This is a genomic window from Mesorhizobium sp. WSM4849, assembly GCF_055811385.1.
The window spans coordinates 60,860-85,193 of record NZ_JBVVPW010000024.1; the positions used below are offsets into that span (position 1 = coordinate 60,860).

The 24,334-nt window shown below is 61.1% G+C and carries 24 protein-coding genes and 1 pseudogene; 14 read left to right on the plus strand and 11 right to left on the minus strand.

Annotation, left to right across the window (positions count from 1 at the left end):
- Positions 1-3: 3 nt before the first annotated feature.
- Positions 4-1,167, minus strand: a complete 1,164-nt coding sequence (locus tag AC0L3L_RS24860; RefSeq protein WP_473639489.1) for an ABC transporter ATP-binding protein — start codon at positions 1,165-1,167, stop codon at positions 4-6.
- 311 nt (positions 1,168-1,478) lie between these two features.
- Here AC0L3L_RS24860 and AC0L3L_RS24865 point away from each other — a divergent pair, with 311 nt between their 5' ends.
- The 4 genes from AC0L3L_RS24865 to AC0L3L_RS24880 all read left to right on the plus strand — a co-directional run bounded on the left by AC0L3L_RS24865 (position 1,479) and on the right by AC0L3L_RS24880 (position 6,452).
- A complete protein-coding gene (locus AC0L3L_RS24865; protein WP_473639491.1) occupies positions 1,479-2,867 on the plus strand; it encodes an aminotransferase-like domain-containing protein in 1,389 nt (462 codons plus the stop codon).
- Between the two features lies 1 nt (position 2,868).
- Complete coding sequence (locus AC0L3L_RS24870; protein WP_473639493.1) at positions 2,869-4,137, plus strand: NAD(P)/FAD-dependent oxidoreductase; 1,269 nt, start codon at positions 2,869-2,871, stop codon at positions 4,135-4,137.
- A gap of 250 nt (positions 4,138-4,387) precedes the next feature.
- Positions 4,388-4,630 (plus strand): hypothetical protein, encoded by a 243-nt coding sequence (locus AC0L3L_RS24875; protein WP_473526952.1) that lies wholly within the window; start codon positions 4,388-4,390, stop codon positions 4,628-4,630.
- Positions 4,631-4,952: 322 nt separating this feature from the next.
- A complete protein-coding gene (locus AC0L3L_RS24880; RefSeq protein ID WP_473639495.1) occupies positions 4,953-6,452 on the plus strand; it encodes a thiol-disulfide oxidoreductase in 1,500 nt (499 codons plus the stop codon).
- A gap of 190 nt (positions 6,453-6,642) precedes the next feature.
- Here the strand turns inward: AC0L3L_RS24880 and AC0L3L_RS24885 are convergent, their stop codons facing one another.
- Together AC0L3L_RS24885 and AC0L3L_RS24890 are read right to left on the minus strand one after the other, a co-directional pair.
- Entirely contained in the window at positions 6,643-7,044 is a 402-nt protein-coding gene (locus AC0L3L_RS24885; protein WP_095496521.1) for a DCC1-like thiol-disulfide oxidoreductase family protein, read from the minus strand.
- Positions 7,041-7,220, minus strand: a complete 180-nt coding sequence (locus AC0L3L_RS24890; RefSeq protein WP_473639497.1) for a hypothetical protein — start codon at positions 7,218-7,220, stop codon at positions 7,041-7,043. Before AC0L3L_RS24890 ends, AC0L3L_RS24885 begins: the two co-directional genes overlap by 4 nt.
- A 292-nt stretch (positions 7,221-7,512) precedes the next feature.
- On the opposite strand from AC0L3L_RS24890, the gene AC0L3L_RS24895 reads away from it, so the two are divergent.
- The 3 genes from AC0L3L_RS24895 (at position 7,513) to AC0L3L_RS24905 (ending at position 10,108) form a co-directional block, all read left to right on the plus strand.
- Positions 7,513-8,631: an acyltransferase family protein gene (locus AC0L3L_RS24895; protein WP_473639498.1), complete on the plus strand. Its 1,119-nt coding sequence runs from the start codon at positions 7,513-7,515 to the stop codon at positions 8,629-8,631.
- Positions 8,632-8,856: 225 nt separating this feature from the next.
- Positions 8,857-9,663: a class I SAM-dependent methyltransferase gene (locus AC0L3L_RS24900; RefSeq protein ID WP_473639500.1), complete on the plus strand. Its 807-nt coding sequence runs from the start codon at positions 8,857-8,859 to the stop codon at positions 9,661-9,663.
- Between the two features lie 139 nt (positions 9,664-9,802).
- A complete protein-coding gene (locus AC0L3L_RS24905) occupies positions 9,803-10,108 on the plus strand; it encodes a hypothetical protein (RefSeq protein ID WP_292186190.1) in 306 nt (101 codons plus the stop codon).
- A 69-nt stretch (positions 10,109-10,177) separates the two neighbouring features.
- Here the strand turns inward: AC0L3L_RS24905 and AC0L3L_RS24910 are convergent, their stop codons facing one another.
- Positions 10,178-10,516, minus strand: a complete 339-nt coding sequence (locus AC0L3L_RS24910; RefSeq protein ID WP_473639502.1) for a hypothetical protein — start codon at positions 10,514-10,516, stop codon at positions 10,178-10,180.
- Positions 10,517-10,781: 265 nt separating this feature from the next.
- Here AC0L3L_RS24910 and AC0L3L_RS24915 point away from each other — a divergent pair, with 265 nt between their 5' ends.
- A complete protein-coding gene (locus AC0L3L_RS24915) occupies positions 10,782-12,863 on the plus strand; it encodes an alpha/beta fold hydrolase (RefSeq protein WP_473639504.1) in 2,082 nt (693 codons plus the stop codon).
- A gap of 117 nt (positions 12,864-12,980) precedes the next feature.
- Here the strand turns inward: AC0L3L_RS24915 and AC0L3L_RS24920 are convergent, their stop codons facing one another.
- Both AC0L3L_RS24920 and AC0L3L_RS24925 read right to left on the minus strand, forming a co-directional pair.
- Positions 12,981-13,835, minus strand: a complete 855-nt coding sequence (locus tag AC0L3L_RS24920; RefSeq protein ID WP_473639506.1) for an aldo/keto reductase — start codon at positions 13,833-13,835, stop codon at positions 12,981-12,983.
- 152 nt (positions 13,836-13,987) lie between these two features.
- Positions 13,988-14,998, minus strand: coding sequence for an Lnb N-terminal periplasmic domain-containing protein (locus tag AC0L3L_RS24925; RefSeq protein ID WP_473639508.1), 1,011 nt, complete (start codon positions 14,996-14,998; stop codon positions 13,988-13,990).
- Positions 14,999-15,486: 488 nt separating this feature from the next.
- On the opposite strand from AC0L3L_RS24925, the gene AC0L3L_RS24930 reads away from it, so the two are divergent.
- A complete protein-coding gene (locus AC0L3L_RS24930) occupies positions 15,487-16,629 on the plus strand; it encodes an MFS transporter (protein ID WP_473639570.1) in 1,143 nt (380 codons plus the stop codon).
- Positions 16,630-17,063: 434 nt separating this feature from the next.
- Positions 17,064-17,264, plus strand: a complete 201-nt coding sequence (locus AC0L3L_RS24935) for a hypothetical protein (RefSeq protein ID WP_473639510.1) — start codon at positions 17,064-17,066, stop codon at positions 17,262-17,264.
- 201 nt (positions 17,265-17,465) lie between these two features.
- Here AC0L3L_RS24935 and AC0L3L_RS24940 read toward each other — a convergent pair whose 3' ends face one another.
- Both AC0L3L_RS24940 and AC0L3L_RS24945 read right to left on the minus strand, forming a co-directional pair.
- Complete coding sequence (locus tag AC0L3L_RS24940; RefSeq protein ID WP_473639511.1) at positions 17,466-17,858, minus strand: VOC family protein; 393 nt, start codon at positions 17,856-17,858, stop codon at positions 17,466-17,468.
- An 87-nt stretch (positions 17,859-17,945) separates the two neighbouring features.
- Positions 17,946-18,401, minus strand: a complete 456-nt coding sequence (locus AC0L3L_RS24945) for a histidine phosphatase family protein (protein WP_473639513.1) — start codon at positions 18,399-18,401, stop codon at positions 17,946-17,948.
- 387 nt (positions 18,402-18,788) lie between these two features.
- Between AC0L3L_RS24945 and AC0L3L_RS24950 the strand changes: the two genes are divergently transcribed.
- Positions 18,789-19,307 carry an ankyrin repeat domain-containing protein gene (locus tag AC0L3L_RS24950; RefSeq protein ID WP_473639515.1) on the plus strand — a complete coding sequence of 173 codons (519 nt, stop codon included), beginning with the start codon at positions 18,789-18,791 and terminating at the stop codon, positions 19,305-19,307.
- A 219-nt stretch (positions 19,308-19,526) separates the two neighbouring features.
- On the opposite strand, the gene AC0L3L_RS24955 is transcribed toward AC0L3L_RS24950, so the two are convergent.
- Positions 19,527-21,074 carry a winged helix-turn-helix domain-containing tetratricopeptide repeat protein gene (locus AC0L3L_RS24955; protein WP_473639517.1) on the minus strand — a complete coding sequence of 516 codons (1,548 nt, stop codon included), beginning with the start codon at positions 21,072-21,074 and terminating at the stop codon, positions 19,527-19,529.
- Positions 21,075-21,493: 419 nt separating this feature from the next.
- Between AC0L3L_RS24955 and AC0L3L_RS24960 the strand changes: the two genes are divergently transcribed.
- The 3 genes from AC0L3L_RS24960 to AC0L3L_RS24970 all read left to right on the plus strand — a co-directional run bounded on the left by AC0L3L_RS24960 (position 21,494) and on the right by AC0L3L_RS24970 (position 23,119).
- A complete protein-coding gene (locus AC0L3L_RS24960; RefSeq protein ID WP_473639519.1) occupies positions 21,494-21,883 on the plus strand; it encodes an ArsR/SmtB family transcription factor in 390 nt (129 codons plus the stop codon).
- The gene (locus AC0L3L_RS24965; RefSeq protein ID WP_473526967.1) at positions 21,880-22,413 is read left to right on the plus strand and encodes an SRPBCC family protein; all 534 of its coding nucleotides are present in this window, start codon (positions 21,880-21,882) and stop codon (positions 22,411-22,413) included. The genes AC0L3L_RS24960 and AC0L3L_RS24965 overlap by 4 nt, the downstream gene beginning before the upstream one ends.
- 130 nt (positions 22,414-22,543) lie before the next feature.
- Positions 22,544-23,119, plus strand: a complete 576-nt coding sequence (locus tag AC0L3L_RS24970) for a dihydrofolate reductase family protein (protein ID WP_473526968.1) — start codon at positions 22,544-22,546, stop codon at positions 23,117-23,119.
- Positions 23,120-23,188: 69 nt separating this feature from the next.
- On the opposite strand, the gene AC0L3L_RS24975 is transcribed toward AC0L3L_RS24970, so the two are convergent.
- Positions 23,189-23,938 (minus strand): glucose 1-dehydrogenase, encoded by a 750-nt coding sequence (locus AC0L3L_RS24975; RefSeq protein ID WP_473526969.1) that lies wholly within the window; start codon positions 23,936-23,938, stop codon positions 23,189-23,191.
- A 47-nt stretch (positions 23,939-23,985) separates the two neighbouring features.
- A pseudogene (locus AC0L3L_RS24980) lies at positions 23,986-24,133 on the minus strand (sugar ABC transporter substrate-binding protein); the annotation flags it as partial.
- Positions 24,134-24,334 lie beyond the last annotated feature (201 nt).

Genomic DNA, 24,334 nt, shown 5'->3' on the forward strand with positions numbered 1-24,334 from the left:
TTCTTATTCCCCTGTTTTCGAGATGGAACCGCCCGTTCCGGCATCGGCCGGAAAGGCACGGCAGTCGTTGGGCGCGCAGGAAACCGTGACCGGTTCCCCGCTACCCATGGTCGCTTCGGGGCCGACTTTGACGGTCAGCACCTGTCCGTTTTCAAGCCTGGCCAGAAGACGCTGGTGGTCGCCGAGATAGATGCGGCCATCGACCGTGGCTGCCAGCGCATTTGCTCCGTTCGAAGCGGGCGCGAGCTTCAGCCGCTCCGGGCGGATGGCGACATGGCAGGCCGCACCCTCCGCAACGCCGATGGCCAGCGCGGTTACCGAACCGCCACCGTCCAGCGCGACGCGGCACTCCTTGCCGGAGATGCGCTCGACCTTGCCTTCCAGCGTGTTGTTCTCGCCGATGAAGCTCGCGACGAACGAGCTCTCCGGCGTGTTGTAGAGATCATCAGGCGAACCGAGCTGGGCAATCCCGCCATTGTTGAACACGGCAACGCGGTCCGACATGGTCAGCGCCTCGCTCTGGTCGTGCGTCACGTAGACGATGGTGACGCCGAGCATGGTGTGCAGTTGCTTGATCTCGAGCTGCATATGCTCGCGCAGCTTCTTGTCGAGCGCGCCGAGCGGCTCGTCCATCAGCACTAGGCTCGGCTCGAACACCAGCGCGCGGGCAAGCGCGACACGCTGCTGCTGGCCGCCGGAAAGCTGTGCCGGCCGCCGGTCGCCGAACTGCCGCAGCCGCACCATGTCGAGTGCGCGGCCGACGCGGGATGCAACGTCCGCCTTGGTGATCTTGCGGACCGAGAGTGGGAAGGCGACGTTCTCCTCAACGCTCATGTGCGGAAACAGCGCGTAGTTCTGGAACACCATGCCGATGTTGCGTTCGTAGGGCGGCAGCCTGTCGACTGACTGGCCTTCAAGCGTAATGACGCCGCTGGTCGGCCGTTCGAAACCTGCAAGCATGTTGAGCGTCGTCGTTTTGCCCGAACCGGAGGGGCCGAGAAGGGTGAGGAACTCGCCGCGCGCCACACTGAGGTTTAGCCGTGTCACCGCGAAAGTCCGGCCGTCATAGGATTTTTCGACATCGACGAATTCGACAAATCCCTGCCGGCGGGCGTCCGGTGCCGCAGCGGCGCTGTCGGCTGGCAAGACTGTCGCTTCGGCGATCACGAACGGAAATCCGTTGAGCGGCGGCAATGGCCGCTTGTCGAAACGAGGTGGTGCTTGCCGTGCATGTGTCGGTCTCGCATGACGCTGGCCGCGCAAGGGCGGCAACCAAACTTGTATGCTCACACAATCAATCGCTAAAGCAGCATAGGTGCAGACAAGTTTGCCCGTCAAGCGGCTTTCTTCGGAATTGTGTGAGTTTTTTCAGCCGGATTTTGAAAACATGTACCGGACAAGTGCTATTGTCCGGAGCATTGTCTTATGCTAGATGCGCCGGTAGCCAGAGTGTCAACACACCGAAACCGCCAACCCGCATGCTTCAGGACCTGCAACTCGCCTCGGATGAAGGCCCGGTCTACCGGCGCCTTGCTGACGCTATTGCCGAACGGATTACAGCCGGCACGCTTGCCGTTGGAGACCGGTTGCCGCCGCAGCGCGAGATTGCCCGCGCACTGGGCATCAATGTCACCACCGTGACGCGCGCGCTGTCGACACTGCAGCAGCGCGGCCTGCTCGAAGCGCGGCCCGGACGCGGCACCACGGTCGCCGCCCGCAACGGCGGCGAAGGACCAGGTTTCGTGTCGGCGCCGAGCGAAGACACCGGCGTCATCGATCTTTCCGTCAACAGACCGGCGACCTCGGCCTATCTCGACGCGCTGGCGCTGCTGTTGCCGCGCCTGTCCAAGGACCGGCACTACGTCACGCTTCAGGACTATCATCCGCCCGAGGGGCCGCTGTGGGCGAGGGAGGCAATCGCCGAGTGGATGCGGCCGGTGGCGGGCGACGGCGATCCCGGCCGGGTGGTGCTGGCGGCGGGCGCCCAGCATGGGCTGGACTGTGTGCTTGGCGCGGTGACCAGGCAGGGCGAGGTCGTGCTCGCCGACGAAGTGACTTATCAGGGCATCAATGCACTGTGCCGGGTGCATGGCCTCGATCTCAGAGGCGTCGCCATGGACCGCGGCGGCATGCGGGCCGACGCGTTCGAGGCAGCCTGCGCGCAGCTCCGCCCGCGCGCGGTCTTCCTGGTGCCGACCCTGCACAATCCGACCACCATCACACTGGGCGAGGAACGCCGGCACGAGCTGGTGGCTGTGGCCCGTCGCCATAATGTCCTCATCATCGAGGATGACGTCTACCGGCCGCTGGCGGACAATCCGCCGCCGTCGCTTGCCAGCCTCGAGCCCGAATTGACGGTTCACATCGGCGCCTTGTCGAAATGCCTTGCCCCAGGGCTGCGCCTCGGTTTTGTGATCGCGCCACGCGCCATAGCCGGCCAGGTCGCCGCGGCTTTACGCATCAACTGCTGGAGCATCAGCCCTCTGACGGCGCTGATCGGCGCGCGGCTGATAGAAGAGGGCTCGGCGGCGCGCATCATCGAAGCCCAGAAGCAGGAGCTTCGTCAGCGCCAGGCCATCCTCACCGAAATCCTCGGCCGCTACGATGTCCAGAGCCACGCCACCTCGACCCATGCCTGGCTGCGCCTCCCGGAGCCGTGGCGGGGCGCGGGTTTCGCTCGCACCTGCCTGGAACGTGGCGTTGCCGTTCTTCCCGGCGACGCCTTCGCGGTTGGGCGCGAGCCGGTGCAGCACGGGGTGCGCATCAATGTCGGCGCCGCGCGCTCGCTCGACGATCTGCGCACGGCCCTGAACACCATGGCCGAACTGCTCGCGGCCGGGCATCTGCAACTGCCTGGCTTCGTCTAGGATGGCAGCACCGGAAACCGTGCAAGTCGCCATAGTCGGCGCCGGCATTGTCGGTTTGGCAACGGCACTCCGGCTTGCGGCCGAGGGGCGCGAGGTGCTGCTCATCGACCCCAACGAGCCTGGCTCCGGCGCCTCGTTCGGCAACGCCGGAACGCTCGCCGAATATGCCTGCATGCCGGTCGGCAACCCGGCCGTGCTGCGCCAATTGCCAAAACTGCTCCTCGATCCGGAGAGCCCTTTCGCATTGCGCTGGACAGCGTTTTTCCAGCTGGCGCCCTGGCTGGTCCGCTTCGTGCGGCAGTCGCTTCCGGCGGCCACCCGCGCCAACGCGATGGCGCTCGCCGGGCTTCTGGCTGGGGCCCTGCCGGCCTGGGAGGAGATGGTGAAAGAGGCCGATATGGCCGACCTGATGCGCCGCAACGGCTGTCTCTACCTGTATCGCCGCAAGAGCGATTTCGCCAAGGCCGCTGGGGGCAGGGCGCTGCGCGCCGGGTTTGGTGTGCATCAGGAGGTTCTGACGCCGGGAGAGGTGGCCGCGCTGGAGCCCGGCCTGCCCCCGACCGGGGCCTGCGGCCTGTACTTCCCGGACTCGATGAACGTCACCGATCCGAAGACGCTGATGCGGCGGGTGCTCGATGCAGCGACCGCCCGCGGCGTGTCGGTGGCGCAGGCTGCAATAACCGGGCTGCGGGTCGAGGCGGACGGTGTCAGGCTCGGCGGTTCCGGCCTTCGCATCAAGGCGAACACGGTGGTGATCGCCGCGGGCGCGCAATCGCGGGCGTTGGCGATGCAGGCCGGCGACAGCGTCCCGCTCGAGACCGAACGCGGCTATCATCTCGAATTCCCGACCGAAGCGCCTCTGCTCAGTCGTCCGGTCTGTCCTGTCGATCTCGGCTTTTACATGACGCCGATGACCGGCCGGCTGCGTGTCGCCGGAACCGTCGAGCTCGGCGGGTTTGCAGCACCGGCAAATCCGCGCCGGCTGGCTTTGCTCGATCGCGGCGTCAGGCAGTTCTTTCCCCAACTCGGTCGGCCTTCGTCCGAATGGCTCGGGTTCCGGCCGTCGCTGCCCGATTCCCGGCCGGTCATCGGTCCGTCGCGTGGCAGCCCCAGGGTGATCCATGCCTTCGGTCACGGTCATCTCGGCCTCACTCTGGCGCCGATCACGGCCCGCTTGGTTGCCGACCTGATTGCCGGACGCGGCGATCCTGACCGCCTCGCACCCTTTGCAGTGGACCGCTTCGAAGGTACGTCGGCTCAGCCGCGATAGCGTAGCGTGAGCATTGGATAGGCGTTCGGCATCCTCTTCTGTTCCCCAACCGACGCCTGCCTGTGCCAATTGCGGATGCCGGCTTCGACCCGAAGCACCATTCAAGCAAAAACCCGCCCCGGTCTCCGGAGCGGGTCTGTTGCCTGAGGCGGAACTCAACACATGTCCGCAGCAGCAAGGTCGCCTCGCGATGCTGAAGATCTGGTTAACCGGCCAAAGTTGATTCAAATCCAGCTGTGGATATTCGCCTTTGGGTAAATCGAAATGGGCCATCCTTGTCGGACGGCGGGCAAAAGGAGAATCCATGACTAGCGACTTTGCCGCCGCCCACCTCCATCTTGAACGAGCCTGCCACTATTTGCGCGGCGATGACGAGACGAGCAGCGCTGCTCGCGCGGCTCTGGATATTCTGATCGATGCAATTGCCGCAGCCCAGTACAAGCGCCCGCCGGCGGACGTAGTGGAATTTCCCAAAACGGCAAGACAGCGATAGTCGGCGAACTCTTAAAGCGCGTCGCATCCGAAGGACTCCGTGCGTGGCTTTAAGTTTTGGCGTCGCAGAAATACAGCTAAACAATAGATAGAGCGGGATGGCCAGTTCAATTTGAACGCATCCCGCTCTACACCGTGCCTGCTAGCAGTTTCTCAATGGCTGATGCCCAGTAGGAGGAGCTACCGACGACACCGAATTGACTCTTATCTAAACCCGTGCTGATGTTGCAGTGCAACATAGAGCAACGGTTCCGAAGGCGGCAAGCCGTCCCCAGTTGGACGTCGAAAGAACCGCCAAAAGGATCTTTGAGGGGGTCTAACTAGTGTCTATAGGGCAGCAGCAGTTCTCAGGCGCCATACCGTTATGGAACATTGGTCGCAGCAAAATCGCGAACGTCAGCGGTCGGGACGACACATTTGACGGGTTGACCGCATTTACCCCTTTCTGGGCAATGGCGGCGATCTTCAGTATCGCCGGTGATATCTACTCCATGCTTGGCTACACGGGGCCACTTTTTGCCGCTCTGAGCTGGTCGGTCGTCCTGTTCAGCTTGCTACTCCTGCTGTACCCACGGCGGACCGAGTTTTTGATCGGGCTCGTGATGGTATCGCTTGTGCTATACGCGCTGCGCATGCCGGTCGCTTCGAATAACAAGACGATCACGGCGGTGATGAACGGGGCTATCCTGCTCAGCGCAGCGGTGCTCTATCTGCGGGCCGCCGGCCGTGGCGCCGCCCTGGCCCGGATGGACCTTTATCAACAGATCCGGATCGTCGCCCGGTCGCTGCTCGCCATCATGTATTTCTACGGCATCTTCCACAAGATCAACACCGACTTCCTCGACCCTTCCGTGAGTTGCGCTGTGGGCCTATACGCTCCGCTGGCTCGTCCGTTCGGCCTCGAGGACAATCTCTTTGGCCGGTATCTTGCGATCTTCGCCACCTTCGTCATTGAGGCGATCGCGATCGTGTCTCTCTACTGGAAGCGCTATTTCGCCGTGGGGTTCATCCTCGCACTCGTCTTCCATTACGTGATCCCGATCTCGGCTTATTCCTGGTACATGGACTTTTCCAGCCTGGTGTTCGCGCTGTATGTGCTGAGCATCCCCACGCCCGCTAGCGAGGCGCTCTATCGCACCTCGCTGGAGTTTACCAATCCGCTGCGCGAAACGTTCGGCCGGATCGGGATCTTGCTGCCGGGCGCGGCCGTGATGCTGTTCGCGGTCACTCTCGTCATTCTGCTCACCTATACTTTTCCCGGGCGGTCCTTCGACATGATGGTCCACTCTGTCTGGATCCTCGTTTGGGCGGTAGTGGGCGGCGCGGCGATGGTCGTGCTACCCTATGTGGCTCTGCAGAACCTGCCTTGCCGGACCGTTTCCTCGCCGCGCCAGCCGCTCTGGGTCTATTTGGTGCCGGGCTTGTTCTTCCTCTCCTGCCTGTCACCCTATGTCGGGCTCAAGACGGAGAGTTCTATCAACATGTTCAGCAATCTGCACACGGAAGCCGGCCAGACCAACCATCTGCTCTTTCCCAAACCACCATACCTGTTCAACTATCAGAACGAGGTGGTGAAGATCATTGATTCCTCGGAGCCCCATCTCGTCCGGCAGTCGCGGGCGGGCAATTACCACGTCCTCCTCGATCTGAAGAAACAACTGCGCCGGAAGCCCGAGGCTTGGGTGACTTACGTGAAGGATGGCGAGACGATTACCCGCGCCAACGCGTCGACCTTCGCAGGCGAAATGCCCAACCTCCTCGAACGAAAGTTCCTTACCTTCAAATTGGTGGATTTCTCGCGGCCGAAGGTCTGCACCCACTGAGCGCCGCTCTGGGAGGAGAGCTGTTCGAATGTTCACGAACGAAACTGGTAGATGTCGCCGGGCAGTCGGCTTCAGCCATCCATTTCGCCGGGAAATGTCTAAAGCGCATCGCGTTTGTAAGGATTCACGCGTCGCGCTTTAAGTTCATGTCGTTATCGCAAAACCGCTGCGCACTTTTGCGCGACATGAATTAGCGCCGGTCAAGGTCGGCAGGGATGAGCGAGCGGCCACGAAGCCTCAGGGTGGCCCGGCGTCCGAGCTTGAGCGCCGGATAGATCAGCCGCGCGGCCGTCCTGTTTGAGAGAATCCTGCGGTTGAGCCAGCCGAAAAGTGTCGAAGAGGAACTGAGGATCGCCAGGAGATTGATGGCTTCCTCGCCGTGATAGACGCGGTCCTCGAAAACGAAGAGCATGCCCTCGTTCAGGTCGAAGCCCTGGCGCTGAAACCCGACAACACGCGGGTCGCCGGAGCGCGCGTCGAGCAACTCGACAGGACCGACCGCGTCGCGCAGCCGGGCAAAGCGGACATAGCTCTGGCAGAAGATGCAGTCGCCGTCATAGACGATAAGCGCGGTCTTCCCAGGTGGCTTCATTGCTCTGTCGGGTCCAGACTGAGTTCGATCGGTGCTTCGGCGATCGCGCAATTGCCGTAGAACGCACAGCCGGAAACGACCGGCAGGTTGCTGAAGGCATCGAGGACAGCGACGAACAGCAGCCCGACAATGCCGAGCATCATCATTTTCTTGTAGGCGGACAATTCGCGAAGCATCTTGGTATGTGATCCCTTGCTGCCTCGTATCGGACCTGGCCGATCCGACGTCAAAGCGCGATCGATTTCAACAGTCCGCTGCCTCTCGCAAAAACGGTAACCGGTGCCGGTCAACGTTTCCTATCGAAAGGCCTTGAACTGACACATCGGCACTATCCCGATATTGTGCAGCGCAACAATGCGTGAGGATCAGCGGAAAATCAAGCGGAATGCTGAATCTCGCCGACTGAATGGGACTATCGGCAATCCGGAGCATCCGAGCCAATTCGCACTTGCCACAAGGTATGATGCGATGCACAATCTCAGCGAAACCGAAGGACCGGGGCGGCCGGTAGGCCATACCCAGGAAACGCTGAAGTTGAACCTGCCCATGCGTGAGACCTGGCTGGACACCGCCAAGGGCTTGGGAATCACCCTCGTCGTCATGGCCCACGTCCTCGACCACAGCACCTGGCGATGGGCGCACCCGGTTTACTTTGCGGCATCGCTCTTCTTCATGCCGTTCTTCTTCATCATATCCGGCTACCTTTTTGCCGTCACGGACAGGAAGGCGCTTTTCCGGAAACGCGCCCAGGGCCTGCTCATCCCCTATGTGACGTTTCTCGGCGCGATCATGGCGAGCGTGCTCGTTGTCGACCTGTTGCGCGGCGACATCCCGGCGCCCTGGCAGATCAGGGAACTCATCACCGACGCCCTGCTGGGCGGACGGCACCTCACGCGCGAACTCGGCGTGTTCTGGTTCGTCACCTGCCTCGTCGCCACGCAACTTGTCTACAATGAGGTCGCGATCAGGACTAGCGGACCGACCGATCCCGGCATGCTGATCTTCGTCGGCGCATCCGTCGGCCTCGCCTATTCAATCCAGGCCTATTGGCAGGAGGTGCGCGCGCCGCTGGCTCTGACGAACGTGCCGCTCGCCATCGGCGCATTCTGGTTCGGACATGTCCTGCGCGAACGCGGCATGAGCGCGCTGTGGTCGGCGGTGTTTGTCGTAGCGGTTGCCGGGGCCGCGCTCGCAGCGGCGCGGGCGGGTTCCGACTTTACCTTCAGCATGAAGAACGCCGTCTTCGGCCCTCCACTTCTCGGCCTGCTCGTTGCACTGGCGATCTCGACCTTTGTCCTCGCCCTCATCCGCTTCATGGAGTTGCCGAGCTTGCGCATCGCTCCGTTGGCGGAAATCGGCGCGGCCTCCCTGGTGATCATGTTCGTCCATCAGTTCGTTCATTTCACGCTGCGTGACTTCGGAATGTCTTCCGAGTTGGCGCTGATCGCCCTGTCGCTCGGACTTCCCTATCTGCTCTATCGCGGACTGAGATCGTCCCTGATACTGTCTCCCTGGTTCATCGGAAGCGGAGACCTGTCGCTCAGCATCCAACTGATGAGGCGGAGCCTCGCGTTCCGGGCAGGCTGAGCACAAAGCCGTCCGGTGACGGCAGCCGCAGGAGATTTCCTTCCGGATCGGAGAGGTCCAGCGCCCGGTTCGTCTACCTGACGGGCCCGTTTCGAGCGAGCGTGCGCGCGTGCGGCATTCGAGTACGACCCGGGTTTACACCTTCCTGGCCCTCTGTTCCTGCGAGAGCGGCGAGCGTATTCTCGCCGCGGTCCGATGGACCGAACTATCAGGGAGGGGATTGCGATGACTGAGGCAACGCGTCACGACGCCTGGCAGGCCGGGGATAGCTACGACCTCTATATGGGGCGATGGAGCCGTCAGATCGCTCCACCGTTCCTGGATTGGCTCGATCCGGCGGAGGGTCTGGACTGGCTGGAGGTGGGTTGCGGAACCGGGGCGCTGTCGGCAGCCATCCTGGCCCGTTGCAATCCCAGGAGCCTGGTATCCATAGACCCGTCGGAGGGTTTTCTCGCCAAGGCGCGGGCAAACGTGCCCGACAAGCGTGTCGAGTTTCCCGCAGGCGATGCGCAGGCCTTGGCTGTCGAATCGGGCAGCAAGGACATGGTCGTGTCGGCGCTTGTTCTCAACTTCGTCCCCGACAAGCAAAAGGCGCTCGCCGAGATGCGGCGAGTGGCCCGCCCTGGAGCGACGATTGGATTCTATGTGTGGGATTATCCTGGCGGCGGGGTGGAATTCATGCGGGCCTTCTGGACCGCTGCGACGGCGCTTGACCCCGGTGCCATCGACCTCACCGAAGACAGGCGTTTTCCATTTTGCACACGAGATGGACTGACCGATCTCGCGGAGAAGGCCGGCCTCGTTTCCATCGAGTCCACCAGGATTGAGATGCCCGCTGTGTTCAAGGACTTCGAAGACTACTGGCACCCCTTCACCCTGGGGGCGGGGCCGGCGCCCGGCTATTGCATGAGTCTCGAACCCGCAGCTCGCCAGAGATTGATGGAGAGGCTCCGCGAGAGTCTGCCGCGCGGCGAGGACGGGTCCATTCCCCTGAAAACGAGAGCCTGGGCGGTCAAGGCCAAGGTTCGCTGATGACCGCGAGCCCACGTCGCGCCAGACCGGCAGGCGGCCAACTATAGACTGTCCTGCGCAAAGTTCGGGTTGACCGGCCTTGTACGCGAAGCGACTATTCGTCTGGACAGGCGAGATGCAGGCTGCAGGAGGAAATGCGATGGACGAGCCCGATCGGTGGCGTCACATGTCGAGCGCGCCAAAGGATGGCAGCCGAATCCTTGTCACGGTTCGGCCGTCCGAACAGGGGCCGGCGGAAGTCGACCTGGCTTACTGGTCTCGGGCCGACCAGTTCGGCAGCGAAGGATGGCGCGCTTCCGACTCGTCGCCCGGACGCGTGGTTGAATACGCGGAACCCGAGCTGAAGTGCTGGATGCCGCTGCCGACAGCCAATCTGAGCAAGGGTTCATTGCCGAGCCCCTGGGATGAAGAAGATGTCCCGCTGCTGGATGGATCGGGGATATGAGGTGAGCGGGAAGGGGAGCTTTTCACCGTAAAAAGGCCATTGGGATCGAGCCGAAACCCGCTGTCGTGCTCACCGACGCCAGAACGAGTTGCTTATCTCGGCTTCGATCTGCGCCAGCCTCAAGCCAATATCGTCGATCAACGTAAGTGCATTTTTCACACCGATGCGCCGTTTGAATGGACGCAGTCGCCGGAAAAAATCACGCCCAAGTCGCGCGATCAGCGCGAATGCGCGGATCGCGGTGGTCCGGAAATCGAACGAGCGGACCGTTGATATCCGGCAGGCCCGCTGCTTCTCGAGATAATGCGTAAGCGCAATATCGTGGCGTAACGGGCCGCCGCGCGGCTGCGCATTTTGACCGGGATCATCATGCCAGATGGGCCATTCGGCCGAACTCGGGCGTAGCATAGTGTCCTCCTGAAATAAGGGCTGCTCGTCCGGACAATTTCCACCGCGGCCGTGAGAGGCGCGTTGCAGCCAGCGTGAAGGATTCGTGAAAACGCCAGGCCGGTGAAAATGACGGTTGAATTAGGGGCAACTACAGGAAAGGATCGCAAACAAAGTTGTGGCTGTGGCGGATCCGATGGCGCACCCTCATCTCTGTCTGCTAGGCGGTTTCGACTTCGCCGGAGGCGCAGCGGCGGCCCCGGTTTTCAGCCGCAAGGCGCGCGCCATGTTGGCTTATCTCGCCTTGCAATCCGGACACTGTCAGTCGCGCGAGAAGCTGGCCGCGCTTTTGTGGGGCGGCAACGGTGAGGCCCAGGCCCGGATGAACCTTCGACAGGCCCTATCGGCCATCAGGAAGGGGATGGAAGCATCCGATGGCCGAACGTTCCTGACCGACGGCGAAAGCATTACCCTCAATCTCGACGATCTTGATTTCGATGTCGCGCGGTTCGAGGCGCTGGCCGCCGGCTCAGAACCGGAGCAACTCGAACAGGCGCTCGTTGTCTATCGTGGCGACCTCCTCGACGGGTTCGGCCTGAAGGAGGAGCCGTTCGAGGATTGGCTCAGAGTCGAGCGCGAGCGATTGAGGGCGCTAGCAATCGCCGTGCTGGAGAAGCTGGTCGCCCACTATTCAGCAACGGACAGTCTTGGACCATGCGTGCGGGCGGCGATGCGCCTGCTGGCTTTGGAGCCGCTAAGGGAGGACATCCACCGAGCCCTGATGCGGACCTATGCTGCCCAGGGCCGCTTCAGCCTCGCGCTGAAGCAGTATGAGCGCTGCCGTGATGCGCTGCAGCGACAACTTCGCTTGCAGCCCGAACCGGAAACCCGTGAGCTGTACGAAGACCTTCGGGCGCGCCGCATGATGTCTGGCGCATCTCCTCGAAAGACCCGTGGTTCGGTTTCACCTTCCCACAAGATGCAATCTCCGCGGACCCAGGCCGACGAGCGCCCAGAGTTCGGGGGCCACGCCGTGCGGCCAACCACCCACTATGTCAAATCGGCCGGAAGCAACATTGCTTATCAGGTGACGGGCGATGGGCCTGTCGACATGATCTATGTCCCCGGATGGGTCTCCAACCTCGATCTTGCGTGGGCTTCGCCGAGGTTGGCGCATGTGCTCCAGCGTCTCGGCTCCTTTTCCCGTTTGATCCGTATGGACAAGCGAGGGACCGGACTGTCCGATCGCAACGTAGGATTCCCAACCCTCGAAGAGCGTATGGAAGACGTGCGGGCGGTGTTGGACGCGGTCGGATCAACGCGCACGGTTCTGTTCGGCAGCTCCGAAGGCGGCAACATGTGCATGCTGTTTGCGGCGACCTATCCCGAGCGTACAGCGGCACTCGTGCTCAATGGCGCGTATGCCAGGGGCATATGGTCAAAGGATTACCCTTGGGCAAAGACCAGGGAGCAAATGGAAGACGAATTGTCCGCTATTGAGCGAGAGTGGGGAGAGCCCTCGGATCTAAGCAGAGCGGCGCCCAGTCTTATGAACGACGCGTTCGAACGAGAATGGTTTGCGGCTTTCCTGCGCAATTCAGCTTCTCCCGCTGACGCCATCTCTCAATGGCGCTGGGCCACCGAAATCGATGTTCGTGGCATCCTTCCGGCCATTCACGTTCCAACCCTGATTGTCCAGAGAACAGGCGATCGCTGGGTGAAGCCGCAAGAGGGGCAGTATCTGGGAAAGCACATCGCAGGCGCTAAATATGTCGAGCTTGCTGGCGATGACCATGTCATTTGGGGACAGGATTCGGATCGTCTGGTCGACGAGATTCAGGCTTTTGTCACCGGCTCTCTGCCGGCAGCCTCGAGCGAGCGCGTGCTTGTGACGGCGCTGCACATGGAAGTCGTCGGGTTGCCGTCGGCTCTCGTCAACACCAGCAACCAGAAGCGGCGCGATCTGATGCAGCGACACGATGACGAGATACGCAAAGAATTGCATCATGCGGACGGTGAGGAAATCAAGCGCACCGGAAACGGGTTTCTAGCAGTATTTCAGCGGCCAACGAGAGCGATCCAATGCACATTGGCGATCCGTCGTCGACTGGGCGAATCCGGCCTTCGGGTTCGCGCGGGAATCCATATTGGCGAATGCGAAAGGCGCGGCGACGACGTCACCGGTATTGCAATTCAACTGACATCGCGTCTGCTCGATCATGCCGGACCGGGTGAGATCATCGCGTCCCGGACCGTTCGTGATCTCATGGCCGGTTCGGGCCTGACGTTTGAGGAGCATTGCGAGACGGAACTTGCAGGTGCTCCCGGTGGCCTGCAGCTTTTTTCCGTCAGTAAACCGGCTGTCTGACATTGGCCGACAACAAATCGCAGCGTACAGGTTCGGCATCGGGCAGCCGGCCGTCGCCAAGCGGCCGCTACCCTCACGCCATCCGCCTTCGCTGATCTGGCCGAGTCCCGTCGCTCGTCAGAACAGGAACGCAGCCGTGACGGGGTTCGGCCCGGTGCGGCCGTCTGATGAATCCATGCCTCGAATGAGCTCGAGGTCTGCCGCGTCCAGCTCGAAATCGAAGACGTCGAAATTGGCGGCGATGCGGTCCTGGTGGATCGACTTGGGAATGACGATCAGTCCTTCCTGAAGGTGCCATCTAATGATCACCTGCGCCACGGATTTGCGGTGTTTTCCGGCGATTTTTTCTAGGGTCGGGTCGCTCAACAGCCGGCCGCTGCCCAGCGGGCTCCAGCTTTCGATGCGGATGTTGTGCGTGCCATGAAATTCCCTGATGTGGCGCTGTTGAAACCGGGGATGGAGTTCGATCTGGTTGACCGAGGGCGTGACTCCGGTCTCGCCGATGATCCGCTCCAGATGGTCCTGGTTGAAATTCGAAACGCCGATCGACCTGATCCGGCCGCCATTCCTGAGTTCGATCAGCGTATTCCACGCCTCGACATATTTGCCCTGGCTGGGCACTGGCCAGTGGATCAGGAACAGGTCGATCTGTTCGATGCCGAGCTTGCTCATCGTCTCGTCGAAGGCCCGCAGGGCGGCGTCACGCTGATGCGCGCCGTTGCGCAGCTTCGAGGTGATGAACAACTCGCTTCTCGGCACGCCAGCCGTGCGGATCGCTCGCCCGACGCCTTCCTCGTTCTGGTAGCCTTCGGCGGTGTCGATCAATCTGTAGCCGGTCTGGATCCCCCAACTCACAACCTGGGCCGTGATGGCTGGATCGACCTGCCACACGCCAAGGCCGATCTGCGGAATGGCTGAGCCATCATTCAATGTGATCTGTTCAGGTTTGTTCAGGGTAATCTGTTCAGGCATGCTCAGGTCCTTCTGCATCGTTTCGCCCAGCGCAGTGTGCTTATCTAGGCACGACGTCCGCCAAGGCGAGTCGACAGGTGGAGAAAGTAGAAGTGCGCCGTGAAGCCGGGATGAGATCCGATTCGCACCGACCAGAAAATAGTTTCCAGAGATCAATAAATCGGACCGGGAGATGGTACGCCAATCCGGATCGATCTCGAAAAGTCTGGCGAAAGGCCTGCCTCCCGCGCACGGCCGTCAATGTGGGCCGCCTCCCTCAAAACCGACATCGGCAGGCTGACATCGAGCGCACCCTGTGCATACGCATATTCGGGAAGATAGCCGTTAACGATGAGGCGCCAGTCAAGAGGCACCACGTCACCGACGGCTCGCATCATCTTGACGATCGTGGTCGTGCAGTTCGTCGTGATGGAATTATAGAATTCTGGAGTCGTGGAAAGTGCATTTGCGTCCAACACGTATTCCAGCAAGAGCGCCCGGGCCGCTTCCGGTGACGTTTTTAGCCGATAGATTTGGACATCTTCTCCCCGAACGTTTGACCTGACGCCGACGACGTCTCGCTCGTCAGCCGCAATAATGACCAAGGGATTGCTCTTGAACAGGTCTGCCATGGGAGAAAACTTGCCGCCTCCATGGCGTCGCACCTCAATCGACCAGGCAAGATAGTCACCTCCTGCAAAGCCGAAGCTTATGATGACATGGGCGATTTTGGTCCCGGACCAATAAGACATGAAGAGGTCGACCGTCTGAACGTTGGAGAGGTCGTAGGTCCGCGTTGTCCAGCGTTCGGTGAAATCAGTAGCGCTACGCCATTCGAAGGCGCGCACATCAGTCAGCGTCAACAGGTTCCCGTCGCGGGTGCCGGTCACCTGACGGGCGACGTCGGGCGCCCAGTCCGCGTGATCGAAAGGCCTGATGGTGCTCCACCAAACCAGAACCACAGCAAACGCAGCTGCAAACAGGACAAGCGCCCTGATGCGAAACCGGCTGAAGAGTGCGATGATAGTGGCGAGGCCGAACAAGATGAAAAGGACGCCGGCCAGAGCCCGTCCAAGCTCAGCCACAGGCAGGCGATACCACATGGCAAGTCCGGCCCAGGCAGTCAGGATTGCGACGGCTAGCGAAAGGATGATGGCAAGCGAGATCCGAGCGATGCGACGCATCTATTCCCCCTCTGGCGGTCTGCTGTCTAGCGGCCTGTCATTGCCTGGATGCCATTTCTCACGGAACGCTCGAAGACAACAACTCTACATGTCCATATTGGAGCACCAATCGGTCCGATACCATTTTCGCCGCGGATTTCGCAGGCGTGGAGCGAGCGAGAGGGTGCCCACGCGAAACGGACGCGCTCGGCATCGGCCGTTCGATGAAGTGACCGCGTGAGCTCACGGGCCCTAACAAGTTCCTTCATCCATCCATCCGTACCTCAAACACCCGTCCATCTACCCGGAACAGGTTCTCTCTGTTCCAGTCCAACAAAACCGATACTCGCCTCGCTGGAATATCCAACGCGACTCCGTCATGATCTTTCCGCCTTGCCGAGCGTCGCTGCCGAGCGCGGTGACGTCGACGCAGGTCATGAGAGTAGGCTTGGCCAGTGCAGCGGATCCACCCGACGACCTTTCTTTTTGCGGCCCGAGCCCTGCGCGATATGGGCGATGGCTTCGTGGCCGTTCTGTTGCCGGTCTACCTGCTCGCATTGGGCTTCACGCCTCTGCAGGTCGGCATCATCGCGACCGCATCGCTGCTCGGTTCAGCGCTCTTGACCATCGCCGTCGGAGTCCTTGGTGCCCGACACGATCACCGCCGTCTCCTGCTTGCCGCCACCAGTCTGATGGTCGCCACGGGTGTGGCCTTTGCCCTGGTTCATGACTACGCGCTGCTTTTGGTGATCGCGTTCGCAGGCACCATCAACCCGTCGGCCGGCAGCGTCAGCGTGTTCGTGCCATTAGAGCATGCCGTGCTCACACGCGAAGTCATTGATGCCGCCCGGACCAAGATGTTCGCGCGTTACAGCTTGGTGGGCGCGCTTGCAGGCGCCGTTGGCGCACTCGCTTCGGCGACCCCTGATCTTGTTGCTCCATCCGGCCTCGACCAACTCACCGGCATCAAGGCCATGTTCGTGCTCTACGCGTTGCTCGGCCTGCTCGGCGGCCTCTTCTACGCGCGGATCCCGCAGCGCCGTCCCACGTCGGACACAGGTACCGCGTCCGCGCTTGGCCCCTCGCGCAATATCGTTCTCAAGCTTGCGGCCCTTTTTAGCCTTGATGCTTTCGCCGGCGGCTTTGTCGTCCAGTCGCTGCTTGCCCTATGGCTTTTCGAAAAATTCGACCTGTCGCTTTCGGAAGCGGGATTTTTCTTCTTCTGGTCCGGCGTGCTTTCGGCGTTCTCATTCCCCGTTGCAGCTTGGCTGTCCCGGCACATCGGACTCATCAACACGATGGTGTTCACACACATTCCGTCCAGCATCGCCCTGATGCTGTCGGCGCTTGCGCCGACGCTACCTCTGACACTGGCCCTGCTGCTGGTCCGCGCTGCGCTTTCGCAGATGGACGTCCCGACGCGCTCGTCTTACGTCATGGCCGTTGTCACGGAAGCGGAGCGGGCGGCGGCCGCGAGCTTCACATCTGTCCCGCGCAGTCTGGCCGCGGCAGCCAGTCCGGCGCTGGCGGGCGCTCTGCTTGCTGCCTCTTTCCGAGCTTGGCCCCTCCTCATCTGCGGTGCATTGAAGATCATTTATGACCTGCTGCTGCTGATGCAGTTCCGGCACTTGAAGCCCCCAGAGGAGCGGTAAGGCCAGCCTTGTCGGTTTGGGGCGTTTAGCCAGGAGGGATCGATCGCGGCGGCAAAGCGTTTGAAAGGTGTCGACCGTTTTGAGCTGGCTCGGAGCGTGAAATGTCGCCTCGCTTCCTCCTGACGTTATTCGCCGACCCTTTATCCGGCATCATCGGTGAACGCCGGTGTCGATGTCGAGCGCGCACTGGAAGCCTTCCACAGCACCTGCCTGGCACACGGTCCCGATTTCGACCGGACAGCAGCAGCGGCGGGGAGGCTTCGATGGACCCCGGTTTCCTACGATGCTTTTTCGAACTTTTCCCCCATCGCGAATGTAAATGAGGCAACGACGTGGACGACTGCGGCGGACGACACCATGTCGAAGGGGGGCCATCATCGGGGTAACAAAAGCCAGGTTGGACGATAAGGCGGTGTAGACATGCACCGTCGCCGTTGACCGATGTCGATCACGAGACTTTCCTGAAGAGCTTTTTCACCCGGTCCGACGCTGGGAAGATCGACGAAAAACGAGATGGGTTGCAGATATCCAGGCTCTACATACTGATCGCCGGAGGGCGCGAGCAACTCGTCAAGTTCCCGGCTTCGCCGTCAGCGGACGGATTGATGGTGGCGAGTTCCATCGCTGACGACTGAGCAAACCAGGGCGACACCGTTACTTCACAGGATTTCATGGAGGGCAACGGCGACAAGGACTGCGCCGGCGACCGCTTCGACCGAGCGGGTCACGACCGCGACGAGTTTCGGACGCGATTTCAGCAGACTGATCAGCTGGCTGCGGCAGAACACCGTGACAAGGCTCGCAGCGCGTCCGCCACTGGCTACGTCACCGAGCGATCACGGGTTCCATCCGCCGCTGCCGTATTGACGGGTAATGATCTCGAGAAGATGACCGTTCGGGTCCTCGAAATAAACGCCGCGGCCGCCGTCGTGGTGATTGATCTCGCCCAGCTGCGTCCGGCTGGGGTCAGCCCAGTACGGGAGGTTCCGTTCACGAATCCTACCGAAGATCCCGTCGAACTCGGCTTCGCTGACCAGGAAGGCGTAATGCTGCGGCCTGATTTCGCCGCCGGTATCCATGTAGTCGAGGTTGGCACCGTTTTCGGTCGTGACCATCTGGAAAGGCCCCCAGCGCTTCGGGGCTGGAAGGCCAAGCATTTCCGCCAGGAACTTTGCCGACGCCTCGCTGTTGCGGGCCGGCAGTATTGTGTGGTTGAAATCGATAGCCATGCCATCACTCCCTTTGATCTCTCCTTGCACGTCGTTGTTCCACGACTGAAGCGCTGCTGCACGAGATGGGGTCGAAGGCCATGATGCTCAAGCCGGCGTGGCAACATGCCCGATGACCTGCACGGGGTCAGCCTGATGAATACGGGCGATGATCATTTCGCCGCTATCCGGCACCTCGCCGGTCAAGCCGATGATGTTGACCTGATGCGTGACAAAGACGGCTGGTCCACCGAAACGCTGCCCGCGAAGCCAGGCCAGAAGGGCGGCGGTGCGCTGCTCGCCGGCCGAACTGTCGCCAAAGAATGAATTGAGCAGCTCAAGAGGCACAACTTCGCCGATCCCGAGCAGGCGAGCGGTGTCGAGGCAACGACACCACTGGCTCGAATAGACGGCGGCCGACGAGATGCCATTCGCACGGAACAGGTCGCCGATCGCGCGGGACTGTGCACGACCTTCTTCCGACAGATTCCGCTGGGTGCTGCACTCACCGAGCCTGAAGCCAGGCGGATCGCCGGAGCCTGGGGCCGCGGCATGGCGCAGCAAGGCAATGGCTTCTCCGGATCGCAGGGCTGCCCAGAGTGGCTCGGAGGCTTGTGCCTTGCCGAAAGCAGCCGCTCCGAGCGACAGGATAAGAAATCGCCGACGTCCAATTCGCATCTTGCTTCTCATCGTTCCGATAGCGGCTTTGGATCCGATAGCAGCTTTGACGAGTGCCGGCAGCTACTGCAGGCCGGGAGCCTCGTTTAGCAATGCCGGGTCGCAGTGCTCGTCCACGATCCGCCAAATGTCGAACCTGGTGGTATATCCACCGTTCGGGTGCTTAGGGCTGTCGAATGAGAAAGGCTTTTCGATGGAAGCCGGTCATTCGGTGGATGTCGGCCGAACCGGAACAATGGTATCCTGCGGGGAGCATTCGGGGAGGCGACTGCATTGACTGAGAGCTTGGAAGCCGAAGAGGCGAGAGGTTGGTCGAATCTGCTGCTCGCGGCAGAAAGCGGCGATGCGGAGGCCGTTCGAGCGGAATTGGCGGCCGGCGCCAATATCAAAGAGGCGGACGACGGCGGCTGGTCAGCCCTTCATCTTGCAGCCCTCAATGCCCGCACCGCGGCGGTCGAGGCGTTGATCGAACACCCAGCAATCGATGTGAATTCCAGAAACAAATGGAAGAGCACGCCTTTGAGCCTTGCTTCGGCCAAGGGCCACTACGCCTCTATTTTAGCCCTGGTGAAACATCCGGAAATAGAGATCAATGCAAGAGCCGACTACTACGGCAGAACGGCACTGATCGAAGCGGCAAAGAACGGGCATCTTGATGTCGTCAAGTTGCTTATCGAGAACGGCGCCGACGTGAATCTGACTGACAAGACCGGAAGAAACAACGCGCTTATCGAGGCTATAAGGGACGGCACTATGAGGTCGCGGGATACCTGCTGGATTCTCGGAAAATGAACTTTCTCAACAAGGATATGAGACTGAACGCCCTGATCTGGGCTGGAAGCTGCCATAACCCTCAGCTCATTGAAAAGCTGGAAGCCGCGATCCATAATTTCTTCGAAGGCAAATGAAGGTCTCGCGTCCGGTTGCAGTTGCCATTTGTGGTTACCGGGCGAAGAAACAGGTAATCCTCCAATCCGGAAGGCTCGTCAGCCCTTCGCTATAAGTGCGCTGCTACTCACGATGTCCGGGCAGGGCGCCGACCGGGCCGGCCTCATATGCTGCAAGTGCTTTGGCGACGCCGGCAGTGAAGTGTTCAATATCGCTCGCATGTTCGAACGCTATCCTGGTTTGCCCAAACTCCAGTGGTGAATAGTCAGGCGCTATCCGCTTGATGTCTGCGATAATGCTCTGGGCTTCCTTGAGATCGCCGAGTTGCGCATGGCACGCCGCGAGCCTTGTCAGCCGCCAGGGTGTCTTTAATGGGAGCTTCGACATGCTAAGGAGCGCGGCCTTGTAGTCTCCTGAAGAGTAAAGCGCGATAGAGCGATCATAGTGGTACCAATCAGGATGGATCGGGTTGATCCGTATCGCACTGTCAAGCGCCGCGAGTGCTTCAAGAGGCCTGCCTCTCATCGTGAGCAAGTATCCCATTTGAGCAATCGTATCGGCGTCATATGGATTGAGGTCGAGCGCGCGTTGAAGGTGATGTTCGGCCGCTTCGAACCGACGGGCTGAGAGGAAAGCCTGGGCGAGTACGCGATGGCAGCGTGGCTCTTCCGGCGCCAAGGTCACCGCACACTCTGCGCGGTCGATCACTGAACCAAGCAACGCTGGGGATGCCTCAGCATAGCCACCGATAATGAGATCGGCGAGCGCGATGTAGGAATGCGCCAAGGCATAGGTCGGGTCCTTCTCGACCGCCGCCTGGAAAAGACTGCGCGCAGCCTCATTGTCGTCATCACCATAGCCGCGCAGCCGGGCCAGTCCACGCAGGAGAAGCTCGTATGCGGCCAAGCTGTCCGTAGGCTTTGGGGTTGCTTGTTTAATCCCTGCGTCGTCGAGCCGAGCGACCAGCCGGTTCACCACACGGCGAGCGATTTCTTCCTGCATATCGAAGATCTGGCCGCCAGACGCAGAAAAATTATCGCTCCAGAGAACTCCACCCGTCGAAGCGGTAATGAGGCTGACGGTGACCCGCATGCCGTCTGCGCGAGTCGTCGCCCTGCCACGGACCAAATAGGTTGCGCCAAGGCTGTCGCCAATGGCACGCCAATCGGAAGCGGAATCCGAGACAAATGCAAATCCGGAATTGCGCGCCAGCACAACGACCGTTCCAAAGCGAGCCAACGCATTGACAATGTCCTCGGCGAAGCCGTCAACCAGAGGGGTGTCTTCCGGCGCACCTTCATTGCTGAAGCGCAGTACCGCAACGCTCGGCTGTCCAGAGCGCTCTGGCTTTGGCGCATCGAGAAGAGAGAGGACGTAGCCGCGTTTGGCGACCGTGCGGATAATGGTTTGGCTTTCGTCCTGCAGAGCCTTTCGCAACTCCCTGACGGCTTGCGTCAGTGAGTCCTCGGTCACGAAGACATCAGGCCACACCGCTGACATCAGTTCCGACTTGGTCGCGACACGCCCAGCATTCCTGCTGAGATAGGTTAACAGATCAAACGCCTTGGAGCGGAGAGCAACAGGTTTCCCGTCGCGGAGAAGGAGGCCGCGCGCCAGATCAAGCTCGCACCTGCCAAGTGCCAGAACGGGCTCTGGATTTTCTTGCGACATCGAATGCCGACCTGATCAGCCTGACTAGACGCTGCCTGATTGGGGTCTCAATCCGCTCAGACGTCAAGGGACCAAAGGAATTTGATTCGCCTTCACTTTGGCTGGAAGCCATCCGCCTGTCCATGGCGATGATCTCGAGCATTTCGAACATCGTTCCAGGCATGGGCGCACAAGGCGACGCAGCCATAACGCAAGATACATATTCGAGGAGTTCCTGCCGGGCGGCTTGGCGCGTGTTCTCATTCAGTGACATGGTCGACCTCATCCGGTTCCTTCTTTCTTGAGAACAATGAAGCCAAAGAACGGGTGCGTACCGGAAGATTTCTGAAATTTTGCTGAATCTGGCGTAGCAGGGGTTTTCCCACAATCATTCAACCAAACGGTTGACAATCCGAAAACGCGCCTCTATATTCAACTCCATGGTTGAATTAGAGACATCCCAGATCGACGCGGTTTTTCACGCGCTTGGCGACGCCACTCGCCGGAGGATGCTTCGCGACCTCGCCGGCGGCGAGCGAACGGTAAGCCAGCTGGCGGAACCGTTCGACATGTCGCTGGCCGCCGCCTCCAAGCACATAAAGGCGCTGGAGAATGCCGGGCTTATTCGTCGCGAGGTGAGGGGCCGCACGCATCTTTGCCGCCTCGAACCCGGACCGCTGGCCAGCGCCCACCAATGGCTTGGCTTCTACGAGCGCTTCTGGACCAACCGTCTCGATGTTCTCGAACGTCTCCTTCGCGAGGAGGACGCACGCAAAGCCCAGGATGATTCCAGGAAATCGCCCACTTCAAAAGAAGGAAACGACCAATGAACCAGATGAAAACCATCGAAGCCTATGGCGAGCTGACCGAGCCGGCGACATTCACCATCCAGCGGCTTTTGCCTGGCCCTATCGAGCGGGTCTGGGCCTATCTCACCGAGAGTGACCTGCGTCGGCAGTGGATGGCCGCGGGCCAGATGGAAATGAAGGCCGGCACGTCGTTCGAATTCGTTTGGCGTAACGACGAGCTGACCGATCCGCCCGGCCAGCGCCCTGCGGGCTTCCCCGAAGAGCATCGGATGGAGGGCCGGATCACCGAGCTCGATCCGCCTTACAAGCTTGCCATCACCTGGGGAAACACCGGCGGCGTTTCCTTCTTGCTGGAGCCGAAGGGCAACGATGTGCTGCTCACCGTCATCCATCGCCGGCTGCCGGAGCGCGCAATTCAGCTCAACGTCACCGCCGGCTGGCACATGCACCTCGACATGCTCGCTGCCCGCCTCGCGGGCAAGACCCCGACCTCTTTCTGGAACGGCTGGAGCCGCCTGCGGGAAGAATACGACCGCCGCCTGCCGGCCTGACACGATCGCGTCGGCCAACCCCTGAAGTCACCGCCCAGCCTCCACCGGCATCGGCCCTTGGAGGCTCGCACACCAGCAACGAACCGACGATGAAACGTGCTTGCATTTCGCAAGCCCGATGGAGGAAGTCATGCGCAAATTGATCACCGGAATGAAGGTTTCCGTCGACGGCAAGATGGAGGGACCCGAGGGTTACGCCGATTGGGTCGACGCGTGGTCGGAGGAGTATGGGCTGACGCCGCAGATCGATGCCTGCCTGCTCGGGAGCGTCATGTACGTCGGCTACGAGCGCTACTGGAGCGCGATCCAGAATGAGCCGGACAAGCCGCTGCCGATGACCGGCAAATTACCGACGCCGGCGGAGCTCGAATGGGCCCGCTTTGCCGAACAGACCGCGCATTATGTGCTTTCGAACACAATGATTTCGGCGGCCTGGCCAAAGACCCGCTTCGTGCGGAGCCTCGAAGACATCGCTGCCCTCAAGCAGCAGCCGGGCAAGGATATCTATCTCATGGGCGGTGCTCGAATGACCGCGAGCCTTATCGATGCCGGGCTGGTGGATGAACTGCGGCTGATCGTCTATCCGCTGCTCGTCGGGGAAGGGAAGGCGCTGTTTGGAGCAACGCAAAATCGTCGCGGGCTCGAACTGCGGAAGGTTCAGCAGCTTCCCGACGGGCGCGTGAGCCTGGTCTATGGGATTGGCTAACTCAGCCGGTCTTCGCAGATCTCGCAGCGCTGCCCGGCTGAAATCTATTCCTGAAAGGCACGTTGCCGGTCAGAGGGAAACCGATAGCCCACCGTCAACGGCCAGTACATGTCCGTTGACGTAGGCGGCAGCGTCGGAGGCAAGAAACACCACGGCTCCGCCGAGCTCCTCAGGCTGGGCCCAGCGGCCCGCCGGGGTTCGTGTCTCGACCCATTTGGTGAAGGCCTCGTCGCTCATAAGTGCGGTATTGAGCTCGGTGGCGAAATAGCCGGGGGCGATCGCGTTGACGGTGATGCCGTGACGGCCCAGTTCAGCGGCGGTCGAGCGTGTCAGCCCGTGCAGCCCCGCCTTTGCCGCCACATAGGCGTGAATGGTGGGACGGCCAAGTATCGCCGCAACCGATCCGGTGTTTATTATGCGCCCGAACTTGTTTGGCAGCATCAGGCGCACCGCGTCGCGCATCATGCGGAAGCAGGCCGACAGATTGACGGCAATCACATGGTTGAAATCTTCGTCCTGCCATTCGACCAGTGGACTTCGATGCTGGATGCCGGCGTTGTTGACCAGAATATCGAGGCGGCCGTGGCGTTCGACGATTCCTTCCAGCGACGCCCTTGAGATCGCCGCGTCGGTGACATCGAACGGCAGGGCTTCGGCACCGATCCTTTCAGCCGCCGCGGCGAGGGCGGCCGGATCGCGGGCATTGACGATCACTGTCGCGCCGTTTTCCACAAGTGCCTTGGCCATGGCGAAGCCGAGACCACGCGAAGCACCCGTGACCAACGCGACACGGCCGTTGAGCGAGAACAATTCCGACATTGATATCCCCTAGGAAAAGGGCGGGAGTTTCCTCCCGCCCAATAGTGCTATTTGGCGATGCAGGTATCCGCTGTCTCCGGAGTGCAAATGTCAAGCCCGGTGTAGGTCGGGTCGGCCGGCGGAGGCCTTGCCGTCCTTCATGTCCTTCAGCGCTATCATCGTCTTGCAGCCCATTTCGAACGGCCGCTGGCCGACCTGGCCAAGCGAGAAACTGCGAAGGATCTGAAACATTTTCAGGCCGACAAAGAACAGTTCCAGGCAGCACGTTAAGGCATTGGCCCCGGCCGGTTGTAAAAAATAGCATTTTTCGAGGGCGAACAGTTCAGGCGCGGGCGTGGATTGCGGGGTGGGCCGCGGAGTTCGGCGCCGAAGTGAAGACGGCAACCGAGAGAATGC